Here is a 14,226-nt window from a genome sequence, read left to right as displayed (position 1 = left end):
ATGTCTTTTTTAAATAAATAGTACTTTGATAACTAAAAATTCTGTTGTTTTTCAGTTGACATACTACCGCAGGTCTTATTTAACAAATTCTCAAGTGTCCGCCGCAATCCGTTTAACAACTAACGGAGACGCATATATGTTGAATACAGTCGGTTTACAAATCAACATAAATTCACCTAACATACAAGCAACAAAAAGCGTGAATAAAAGTGTTGCAGCAATTGGAGACGTTCTCACTTATACAGTTACTATCCCTAATACAGGGCTTCTCCCCGCCAATAACGTTATTTTTACAGACATTCTTCCTAACGGTACTTCCTTTATACCTGGAACTGTAACAGTAGATAATGTCCCGCAAACGAATGCAAATCCGGCCGCTGGTATATCTCTTGGAACCATTAATAACAGCGCTTCTCGTACAGTAACTTTCCAAGCTACTGTCGTTTCTTTTCCAAATCAAAATCCTATCTCCAACACTGCTAATATTACATTTCAATATACACCAATCGCTGGAGGAACGACTTTTAACGGTCTTGCAACAAGCAACTCTGCTGGAACACAAGTTAACCTCGCAGATATTAATGGCACAAAATCAGTTAACAAACTTTTTACCGATATTGGTGAAACGTTAACTTACAGTATCGCCTTAGCTAATATAGGGAATATTGCTGCAACGAACGTTATATATACGGATCCGATTCCTAGCGGGACTACTTTCGTTCCAGGAAGTGTAACTGTTAACGGAATTACGCAAGCTGGAGCGAATCCCGCAAATGGTATATCAATTGGGTCTATTGCTGCTAATTCTACGACTACTATTTCATTCCAAGTATCCGTTCCATCTATCCCCCAAACAAACCCCATATTAAATAGCGGGACTACAACTTATCAATACATTCCTGTACCAAATCAACCGGCAGTAAGCGGGACTGATACGACGAATATTGTCTCCACTCAAGTGAATAATGCTACTGTAACAATGACAAAAGCGGTAGATAAAAATTTTGCCGATATTGGTGATACACTAACGTACACCGTTTCCTTTACAGGTACAGGTAATACAAGTGCAAACAATGTTATGTTTACAGATGCCATTCCTACTGGAACCACTTTTGTCCTTAACAGTTTAACAATAGATGGCACAACACAAGTGGGAGCAAATCCCGCTAACGGTGTGAACATTGGATCGATCCCAACTGGTACAACAAAAAATGTTTCATTTCAAGTAGTTGTAAATACAATACCCACGCTAAATGTCGTATCTAATGGATCAAGCGCTTCTTATCAGTACACTGTCAATCCAAGCCAATCACCCGTTACAAAAAACATTTCTTCTAATCTCGTTTCCACTCAAATTAACAATGCGAATTTAGCATTAACAAAATCAACAAATAAACAATTTGCTACAATCGGCGATACAATCAGTTATACAATCCTTATCTCAAACAGTGGAAATACAGCTGCAACGAACGTACAACTAACAGATCCACTTCCAAATGGGACAATATTGACTCCAGGTACTGTAACACTAAACGGTGTTTTGCAAAATGTAAATTCTCTCGTTGCTTTGCCTATTGGCACAATTCCCGGCGGAGCTACTTTTACACTTTCTTTCCAAGTAACTGTCATCAATATTACCGCCCAAAATCCTATCATTAACAATGCTTTCGCTTCTTATTTATACACTGTAAATCCTAGTCTGCCACCAAATTCAAAAACAGCAAATTCTAATTCTGTTACATCAACAATTAGACTAGCAAACCTTCAAGCTACTAAATCTGTAGATAAAACGTTTGCAGAAGTTGGAGATATATTAACCTATACCTTCGCTCTTACAAACAACGGAAATGTTACGGCAAACAATGTATTACTATCCGATTCAATAGCGAACGGGACTTCCTTTGTACCGAACAGTGTTATCGTTAACGGCGTTAATCAGCCGGGCGCAACACCAGCTAGCATCAATATCGGTAGCATCAATGCTAATACTACGATTACAGCTTCATTCCAAGTATTAATCACTAGCATTCCAAACCCAAACCCTATTTCGAATAGTGCCTCCATTTCTTATAACTTTATTGTTGATCCAAACGCTTCGCCTGTAAGTAAGAACACTACTTCAACTACTACATTTACGCAAGTAAACGATGCAAATGTCATTTCAGCTAAAACAGTAGATAAAGGGTTCGCTACTGTAGGGGATGTATTAACTTATACCGTCGTTTTAACGAATGCAGGAAGTGTTTCTGCTGATAGTCCTACTTTCGTAGATACAAATCCAGACGGCACTACCTTTATCCAAAACACTTTCCTGATTAATGGTGTACTCCAAAATAACGCAGATCCAAATGTCGGTATTCCGTTACCTTCCATTCCTGCGAACGGTTCACTTACCGTCTCTTATCAAGTAACTGTCACCTCTTTACCAACACAAAATCCAACAATAAATTCATCTAGTACACAGTATAGTTTTATTTTAAATCCGGGCGATCCACCAACTATAGAAACATCTTTAAGTAATACTGTAAGTACACAAATTAATGTAGCAAATGTAGTTATTGTTAAACAGGTAGATTTAACTATTGCTGATGTTGGGCAACCAATCACATATACCATTGCCCTAGCTAACCCAGGAAATACTCCAGCGAATAATGTAGTTGTTACCGATATACTCCCTTCCGGCACAACTCTCGTACCAAATAGTACTTTTATAGGCGGTGCTTTACAGCTAGGTGCAGACCCAAGTACCGGTCTTCAAGTCGGGACAATTACTGCTGGCGGATTTACAACGATTGTTTTTCAAATAAGCGCAAGTAGTTTGCCTACACAAAATCCAATTCAAAACAGTGCTGCACTGCAATATAACTTTATTGCTGACCCAAATTTACCTGCTGTTGTGAGAAATGCTACTAGTAATATAGTAACGACACAAATTAATACTGCTAATATTGTCGCTACGAAACTAACAAGTACAAATTTCGCTGATGTTGGTGATGTCATAACTTATGCAACGATTTTAACGAATAACGGCAATATCCCTGCCTCCAATGTAACGTTTACAGATATCATTCCAGCTGGTACCATCTTCCTTCCTAACACTGTAACGATTAACGGGGTTCCTATAGCTAATGCAAACCCTGCTAATGGCATTTTAATTGGTACAATAGGAGCGAATTCATCACGTACTGTCTCATTCCAAGTTTCTGTACCAACTATTCCTAGTCCAAATCCGATTACGAATCAATCGAGCACTACATTCCAATACATGTACGACGCATCCAAACCAATTGTAACGCAGCTGGTGGCATCTAACACCGTACAGACGACTATTAATAATGCTACAATTGCCGCTGTAAAATCGGCAGATAAACAGTTTGCTAACGTAAATGATATGATTACGTACACGACTACTTTAACGAATAACGGGAACACACTTGCATCAAATGTAATTTTTACAGATGTACTTCCAAACGGAACATCATTTATCCCTAATAGTGTAACAGTAAATGGAAATGCACTCCCTAATACAAATCCAGCAAGTGGGATTGCAATTGATCCAATAAACCCTAATACAAGTGCAACAATCTCATTTCAAGTAATAGTAAATTCCATTCCTAGTCCAAATCCAATCCCGAACCAAAGCAATACAGCGTACCAATATGTCATAGATCCTAACTTACCTCCAGCATCCGCTAATGCGTTAAGTAATGTAATAACAACTCAAATTAATAACGCTACAATCGTCGCTACGAAGTCAGTAAATACACCGACAGCTGCAATTGGGGATATCGTTACTTATACGATTGCCGTTACGAATACAGGAAATATTCCTGCTAGTGCTACAGTTTTAACAGATGGACTCGGCGCAGGCGCTTCATTTGTCCAAAACTCTGTAACTATCAATAATATTCCGCAGCCGGGTTTAGATCCATCACTTGGTATTCACTTAGCAGATATTCCCCCAGGAGATACTGTATTCATTACTTTTCAAGCACAAATTTTAGCGATACCACCTAGTGGCACATTAACAAATAATGCTCTTGTAAATTATGAGTATACCGTGAACCCAAACCAATCACCTGCTGTTGATAGCACAATTACGAATACGACGGTTACTCCAATTATTGATGCTACTTTAGTTTTAAATAAAAATGCGAGTACAACTTTCGCTACAATTGGTGATACGATTACATTCACTTCATCTATTACAAACACAGGAAATACTACTGCGAACAACATTGTGTTTACAGATTCCATTCCAAATGGTACTACCTTTGTCCCAAATAGCTTTAAAATAAATGGTGTAACCGTCCCAAATGCAAATCCGCAAAACGGTATCAATATTGGTAACTTGAATGCAAATGCATCGATTACACTCAATTTTCAAGTAAACATTACAACGCTGCCAAACCCGAATCCACTTCCGAACAAATCATCGCTTCAATATAACTTTATTGTTGATATAAATGAGCCGCCTGTTTCCCGAACAGTTCAATCCAATAAAACCTTTACACAAGTAAATACTGCTTCCGTTATCGCAACAAAAACTGCAAGCAGTGCATTTGCTGCTGTTGGAGATACAATTACGTATACAACTACCCTCACTAATAGCGGAAATACTACCGCAAACACACCTGTTTTTATCGATATATTACCACCCGAACTTTCATTCGTTCCTGATAGTGTACAAATTAACTCCATCCCACAACTTGGATTTAGACCAGATAGCGGAATCTCTTTAGACGCAATTCCAGTTGGAGGAACGATAACAATTAGCTTTCAAGCTATTGTTGGCTCAATACCAGCTACAAATCCAACATTGAACCAATCTAGCACAACATACTCTATCATTGTTGATCCTAACCAGCCGCCGGTGACAGAAACAGCTACAAGTAATCCAACTTTAGTTCAAATTAACGAAGCGATTATTCAAGCAACGAAAAGTGTGGATCGACTATTTTCTGACATTGCACCTGGAAATTCATTTTTAACGTATACTGTTTTATTAGAAAATATAGGGAACACAACTGCTACGAATATCATTTTTACAGATCCGATTCCAAATAATACAATATTTATAGAAGATAGCGTTCGAGTAGGTGGGGTTTTATTACCTGGAGTAAGTCCAGCGAACGGGATACCAATTGGAGATATTATTGCAGGAGATTTTATAAATGTTACCTTCCGTGTGCAAGTAGTTAGCATCCCAAATCCTATTTTTACAATCGGACCTGGAGGACCAAACTCACCAGTTGTAAACGGTGCTTCTATTGATTATCAATTTATGACAGGACCTAATTTACCACTTGTTTCACGAAATACGACATCTAATTCTGTTTCGACACAAATAAATTCTGGGGAAATTGTGGCAATCAAATCTGTAGATAAAACTTTCGCAACGATTGGCGATACAATTTCTTATACAATTACATTAAGCAACCCTGGAAATGTCACTTCACAAAATATAATTTTCACGGATACTTTACCTGATGGAACGGCATTCATATCTGGCACTCTTACAAACGATTCTGGTACACAGCAAATCGGAAATCCATCTAACGGGATTCAGATTGGAAATATAAACCCAAATGGAACGGCCGTGATTACTCTTAATGTACTTGTTACAAACATTCCAAGTATAAATCCAATTTCTAATTTTAGTTCTGTACAATTTGCACATGTGGTTGATCCTAGCCAACCTGCCGTAACACAAACGAATGTATCTAATTCTGTTTCGACAACAATTAATAGTGCAATATTAACGACCCAAAAAAGCGTTGATAAATCTATCATTTCTGTTGGAGATACGATTACGTATACAACAACTATTACAAATACAGGAAATACGACTGCAACGAATATAACGTTCACGAGCGCAATTCCAGCTAACACTACCTTTATACCAAACTCAGTCAAAATAAATGGGGTTCAGCAATCTGGTGCGCAACCAGCACTTGGAGTAACTATACCAAATATCGCTCCTGGTAAAACAGTAACCGTTACTTTCCAAGCAACTGTTCTTTCTGTTCCCCCTTCAAGTTCAATTATGGGTAGTGACACAATTTTATATTCTTATACTGTCGATCCAAACGGAACTCCTATTACAACTTCTACTTCAACGAATATCGTTACAAACCCGGTACTAGATGCTATGATAACGATGGTGAAATCTGTAGATCAAACACTTGTAACACTAGGTGATACCATTACCTATACGACACTTTTGACAAATACCGGTAATACAAACGCTACGAATATTACTTTCACTGATCTTATACCAAATGGTACGACGTTTATTACTGATAGCGTTACAATAGGTGGCATTACACAAATCGGGCTCAATCCTAATACCGGCATAACAATTGGATCAATTGCTCCTAACAGCTCAATATCTATAGCATTTCAAGTTACAGCTACTTCTACACCAGCCCAAAATCCTATTGTCAATTCCGCTACTGCTTCTTACACATTTATCGCTGATCCAAATGCACCAATTGTTTCAAGAAGTGTTACTTCAAACACAACATTTACTACAATTAATACAGCTACCATTCTTTCATCTAAACAAGTTGATAAAGCATTTAGCCACATCGGAGATACACTCACTTATACGGTCACTTTAACAAACAATGGAAATTCATCTGCACAAAATGTTATTTTCACAGATACTATGCCGAGCGGAACTACATTTATTGCAAACACATTTTCCATTAATGGAGTTCCTCAAAGTGGTGCGAATCCAGTAAACGGTGTAAATATTGGACCGATAACAGCGGGGGCTACAGTAAATGTTTCCTTCCAAGTAAACGTGACCTCATTACCAACCGAAAACCCAATTGTAAATTTCTCATCAACATCTTATCAATTAATCTCACCGCCTGATACAGAAACTTCAATTAGCAATCCTGTTTCAACGCAAATTAAAGAAGCCATATTATCTATGACGAAGAATGAAAGTGCATCCTTTGCAGATATCGGGCAAACTGCTTTTTACACTACTTCTATTACCAATGTAGGCAATACCGATGCAACGAATATTATATTCACAGATGTATTACCAAGTGGACTCACATTTGTTCCTAACACATTAACTATCGATGGCGTTTTACAACCTAACGCGAATCCAAATACAGGTGTATTACTTGCAGCACTTCCACCAAATGAAATATATAGTATCGTCTTTCAAGTTACAGTTAGCAGCATTCCACCTATTAATCCAGCACCGAATACAGCATCAACGACATATGAGTTTACTGTTGATCCTGTTAACCCTCCAGTGTCGAGTTCAGCTACTTCCAACACTACACTTCTTCAAATAAATAACGCAAATATTATAAGTACAAAAACGGCAGATCTTACCTTTGCGGATGTTAGTAATACAATAACATTTACACTTAACCTCCCTAATACCGGGAATGTGGCTGCAACTGATGTTACCGTCATCGATATACTTGATAGCAATTTAAGTTTCGTTCCAAATAGTTTCACAGTTAATGGGCAAACCATTCCAAATGCTGATTTATCTACTGGTGTAAATATCGGTTCCATTAATGGTGGTAATACGGCAATTGTCACATTCCAAGCAACTGTTACTACACTTCCTACACTTAATCCTATTTCTAATTCTGCTTCTATCACATATCATTATGTCGTTGACCCTAGCCAGCCATCTATTACAACTTCTAATCAATCTAATACAACAACCACACAAATTAATAGCGCTATCCTTACTGCACAAAAAAATTCAAATGTATCTACGGTTGACATTGGGCAAGATATTGTCTACTCCGTTACAATTACAAATAGCGGAAATGTTAGTGCAACAAATGTTATTTTTACCGATCTTATTCCAGATGGAACTTCATTTGAACCGAATAGTTTTACACTTAACGGAACTAGCATCCCAACTGCAGATATCGTTACAGGAGTTCCAATTGGTGATATCGCGCCAAACCAATCTGTCATTGTGGCATTTAATATTATCGCAGATGAAATCCCGCCTATAAATCCAATTACCAATCAAGCTAGCGTTAACTTTCAACATATCGTTAATCCGGCTAATCCACCAGTTTCAAAAAACATTACTTCTACTACTGTTTCAACAAAAATCGAAAGTGCAATTTTAAACACGATTAAAATCGGAGATAAAGCTTTTGCAACGATTGGTGATACGATTACGTATACAACTACGATTACGAATACAGGAAATATTCCAGCTAACAACGTTGTTTTCTCAGACCCTTTACCTTCATGGACACAATTTGTTACAGGATCAGTTGTTGTTGACGGTACTTCATTACCATCCGCTTCTATCACCAGCGGTATTGGCATAAATACAGTCAATCCAGATCAAACTGTAACAATCATATTCCAAGTTCAAATTGTAAGCAATCCGACAACATTCACTCCTGAACTCCAAAACTTAGCATTTGTGAACTTCCAATATAACGTAGGCAATGCATTACAGGCTCAGCCTGGCAACGTGGAAACGAACGTCTTCGTTACTTCTATTCATTCAGCAATACTTTCAGCTGTAAAAACTGCTAGTACAGCCTTTGCAAATATTGGCGACACGATCACTTATACCGTTTTAATTCAAAATAGCGGCAATACAAATGCTACGAATGTAAATTTCTCAGACCTCATTCCAGCAGGAACGACCTTTGTTGAAAATAGTTTTACTGTAAATGGAAATACCATTCCAGGTGCAAATCCAAATAGCGGCGTTACTATCGGGACCGTTAGCGCGGGTAGTTCCTTAACCGTTACTTTCCAAGTCATAGTTACATCTACTCCTCCTTCCAACCCAATTACAAACGTTGCATCTATTCAATTCGCATTCATCGTTAATCCGGCCGCTCCTCCTGTTACAGGCACAATAACTTCTAATAGCGCTTCAACACAAATTAATAACGCTACTGTTACAACGCTTTTAGAAGCAGATCGAACAATCGTATCTATTGGAGATATAATTACGTACACTGCAACATTAACAAATACTGGAAACTTCCCTGCAAACTCTGTATTACTCATTAACGGTGTTCCTGAAGGGGCATTATTTGTTCCAAATAGTGTCACGCTTAACGGGATTTCACTTCCAGATGCAAGTCCAACTCTCGGTATTCCAGTTGGTATTATCGCACCAGGTGATTCTGTTACGATTACGTTCCAATTTCTTGAAAACTCTATTCCACCGCAAGGAGCAATTATAAATCAAGCACTTACAAGTTACACGTATATTGTCGATCCGAGTCAACCTCCTGTTACAGCAACATCCTCGTCTAATACGGTTAATACAGCTGTTGTTGATGCATCGTTATCCGTAATTAAAAATACAGATTCTCTCGTACAATCTACTAACGGTACAATCACTTACACTGTAGTCGTTCAAAATAACGGGAATACAACTGCAAATACAGTTACTTTAACAGATTTGGTCCCAGAAGGAACTGCATTTATTCCGAATAGCGTAACCATTAATGGCGTTTCAGCTCCAGGTGCCGATCCAAACGTAGGGATACCATTAAACTCCATAGCGCCTTCAGACATTATCACCATAACATTCCAAGTGATCGTTCAATCCATTCCAAGCGTAAATCCAATTTCTAATATAGCCCGTATTTCCTATACTTTTATCGCCGATCCAACCGCTCCTATCATCTCTCGAACAATAACGTCTAATCCAGCAGTCACACAAATTTCGGATGCGACTATCCTTTCTTTAAAAGGAGTCAATGCACAACAAGCAACAACAGGTGATATTTTGACTTATACGATAACGCTAGAGAATACCGGAAATATTCCTGCTTCAAATCTTATATTTTCAGATACTCTTCCAGAAGGGACTACATTCGTAGACAATAGTTTTACACTTAACGGAACAGCTATACTTGGTGCCAATCCAAATGCAGGTGTTACTTTGCCTAACCTAGCAGCAAACGCTACTCACCTTATTTCGTTCCAAATTCTTATTAACGATTCATTCTCGCAACAATCGATTACAAATCAATCCAATACAACATATACAATTCAACCAGATCCAGGGCAACCGCCTATTACGGAAACATCTACTAGTAATATCGTCATTACAAATTTCGTGCAAGCACAATTAACAATTACAAAAACATCCAATCCAACAACTGTAGATATTGGTGGAACGATCCTTTATATTTCTGAAGTGAAAAATATCGGCAATGTTGACGCAATAAATATTATTTTTACAGATTCGATTCCAGCTGGGACTACATTCGTTCCCGACAGTGTCACAATTAACGGTGTACTTCAGCCTGATACAAATCCAGAAAACGGAATATCAATTGGAACGATCCCATCAAATAGTTCCAAAACAATACTATTTCAAGTACAAACAAACAATCCACCTACTGAAACCGAAATTGTAAATCAATCTTCAGCAACGTACCAATATGTAAGCATTCCTACAGCTCCCCCAGTGAATCGCTCTGCAACCTCTAATATCGTTACAACATCACTTCAAAATGCAAATATTATTTCTGTTAAGCAGGCAGATGTTACTTTCGTATCCATCGGGCAAAATATTACCTACACAAATACACTACAAAATATAGGAACTGTTCCGGCTAACAATACATTGTTCATTGACAATATTCCAGAAGGTACGATATTCATTGAAGATAGCTTATCAATAAATAATGTCATTCAGCCTGGTGCGAACCCTGAAAATGGAATAACTCTTGGCACGATACAACCAGATGAAACAGTCACTATTTCATTCCAAGTACAACTTACAAGTATACCTCCTGGCAATACAGTCATTAACATTTCAGACACTTCGTATGAATACCAAATTGAGCCTAGTTCTCCAATTATTCAGCGTAGATCGTTATCAAATGCAGTAAATACTGAAATCCGTACAGCAAATATTAGTGCAATTAAATCCGCTAACAGATCTATTACACGCATCGGTCAAATCATCACATATACAGTCGCAGTTACAAACGCTGGTACAGTACCTATTACAAATACTCTCCTAATTGACGCAATTGCTGCTGGCACCACATTCATTCCAAATAGCATTCTTGTAGATGGTATACCAAGACCTAACAAGAATCCAATTACTGGAATCACCCTTAATATTATCCTTCCAAACAATACAATTATCGTTACATTCCAAGTAAATGTAGTCTCTATACCTCCTCAAAATAACATTAATAATATCGCCGTCATCCACTATGAGTATCAGCCAGACCCAAGCTTACCACCAATTTCAGAAACGACATCTTCCAATACTACAAATATACAATTTATTGATGCTATTCTTATCGCTACAAAATCTGCTAATACAATATTAGCTAATATTGATGAAACTATTGAATATACAGTACTCATTCAAAATAACGGATCCACTACAACTAACTCCATCTTTTTTACAGATACGATAGAAGATAGAACAGTCTTTATTCCAGGAAGTGTAATAGTTAACAACACGGTACTTCCTGCAGCAGATCCAAATATCGGTTTTTCTATTCCTAATATTGCGTCAAGTCAAGCGACTACAATAACGTTCCAAGTTTCCGTTACGAATTTACCTGCTGTAAACCCAACACCTAATACTGCAAACATCGTCTACGACTTTATTTTCAACCCTGATTTTGCACCAATTCAAAAATCGACTACTTCCAACACTACTTTCGTTCAAATTAATGATGCTGATATCGTTTCACTTAAAACCGTTGATTTAACTTCTGTAACAATTGGTGACATTTTAACTTATACAACAACTTTAACGAATACAGGGAATACAGATGCCACTGCTGTTGTATTTACAGACAATATTCCTGGTGGAACTACCTTTATTGACGGTAGCGTTTTAGTAAATAACATTCCGCAGCTTAACGCCAATCCAAGTACCGGTATACTTGTAGGAACGATTGCTCCTAACATTTCTATCCCAGTCACATTTTCTGTTACCGTCATAGCGCTTCCAGCTAGCGGCCATGTTCAAAATCAATCAACTTCTCGTTATACGATAAATGGAGAAGAACAAATATCGACTAGTAATATTACCTTCACTGAAGTTATTACTGCTACTGTAGTCGCAACAAAAACAACGCCTATCCAATACGGTGACCTACAAACGATTATCCCTTACACAATTTCCATCACAAACAACGGGAATATACAAGTAGAAAACATTATCGTGACAGATATCATCCCAGCAAATACGAACTTTATAGAGAACAGTGTTATTGCGAATGGCAACGCTCGTCCAAATGACAATCCACTTAGCGGGATACAAATTGATAACATTCCGCCTAATACAACAGCAACTATTCTATTCCAAGTACGTGTTACTTCGATCCCACAAACAAATCCAATTTCTAACACGAGTACAATTAAATTTCAATACACGTTACCAGATCGACCACCTATTACAGAAACTATTATTTCATCAGCTGCCGTAACAGAAATTAATCACGCGACTTTAAATAGTAATAAAGCTGTTGACCTGGCATTTGCAACTGTCGGTGATACGTTAACGTATACGATTACACTCAATCAAACTGGTAATGTTGCAGCAAATGATGTAGTCATTCAAGATATAATTCCTCAAGGTACCACATTTATAGAAAATAGCGTTATTGTAAACGGAAAAACGCTTCCGGGAGTTAATCCAGTAAGCGGTATACCAATTGACACTATAATTGTTGGTGGAGATGCTATCGCTTCATTCCAAGTTTTTGTGACTTCTATCCCAACACCAAATGAACTTAACAACAATGCAATTACTACCTTTAACTATACTGTCAATCCAAATAACGCACCTGTTACAAATACAACCACAACAAATACTGTTACAACAACCGTCCAAAATGATAATGTCATTGCGATAAAAGCTGTTGATTTCACGAGTGCCTTACCTGGTCAAACTTTAACGTACACCATTACGATTACTAATAGTGGTAATATCACTATTGAAGATCTTCTTCTAGTAGACACGGCACCAGTAGATACGACATTCGTTATTGGTAGTGTTACGATTAACGGAATCAATCAACCTAATGCGAATCCTGAAAATGGTATTACGCTAGGCAACCTTGCTCCAAACGAATCTGTTATTATTACATTCCAAGTGACAATATCTTCTTCTACTCTTCAATCTACAATCAATAACGATGCTACTATTTCCTATACACCTATTGTCGGTCCAATCGAACCACCTATTACAATTACAAGGCAAATAGATATCGTCACAAAGCAAACAAATACTGTTACAACGACAATCATTGATCCGATGATTCATATGGAAAAAACAGCAGACAAATCAATTGTCGTGATAGGAGATATTATTACTTTCACATTAGAGATATTTAATGATTCTCCAATCCCAACAGTAAGTACTTCCGTTATAGATACCATTCCAGCTGGTACAACATTTATAGAAAACAGTGTTACGATTAACGGTACTCCGGTTCCAAATGTCCGTCCAGACACAGGTATGAATATCGGATCTTTACCTGCAGATGCAGTAGCAATACTAACATTTAAAGTGCTCGTAACTTCTATTCCTTCAAACAGTACAATTATAAATTCTGCAACAGTTACAGCCACTTTCCAATTGACACCACAGGATCCGATTATTACTTTCGTTGTTAATTCGAATATTGTTCGTATACCAGTTCAATTTGTAACTGCGGCAGTCACGAAAAACGCTTCCGTCAGCTCAGCTTATTTCAATCAATATTTTGATTACACGGTGCGTATTACAAATACTTCTGAGATTTCACTCTTAAATATTTCTTTACAGGATACTATTCCAGTAGGTTTACAATTTATGAGCGGCACCGTCTCCATTAACGGAGAACGCTCTCCACTAGCGAATCCGAATATTGGTTTCCTAGTTGCTACTAATTTAGAACCAAGCGAAACAATTATCGTGTTATTCACCGTACAAGTGATAAGTCCACCTGTTACTAATGAGTTTAAAAATACGGCTAATATTTCGTTACAACTTCAAGCCTCGCCTACCGATCCACCAATTACAGTAACCGTTACAAGTAACGAAAACATCGTCACTTTTGTTCCAGAAAACGAAGATGAAATACTTCCAAATTTAAGTTGCTTCTTTGACGGGGAACGTTTTATTCGCATTACTCCTCGGAATATACGAAACTACCTTTGGACTTGGATTTGGTGGCGTTAAATGAAACAAAAAGAGATTGTAGTTTGGTTGAAACCAAATTACAA

General features: G+C 37.6%; 1 pseudogene. It reads left to right on the top strand.

The annotated features are described in order from the left end of the window. Nucleotides 1–76: 76 nt before the first annotated feature. A pseudogene (locus tag PDQ33_RS09550) lies at nucleotides 77–14,182 on the top strand (DUF7507 domain-containing protein); the annotation flags it as partial. Nucleotides 14,183–14,226: the final 44 nt, after the last annotated feature.

The organism is Bacillus cereus group sp. Bc031, assembly GCF_027716265.1.
In the GTDB taxonomy this organism is placed as follows: domain Bacteria; phylum Bacillota; class Bacilli; order Bacillales; family Bacillaceae_G; genus Bacillus_A; species Bacillus_A paranthracis.
The sequence above is the reverse complement of the archived record's forward strand: the minus strand, read 5'-3'. Positions and strand labels throughout refer to the sequence as shown.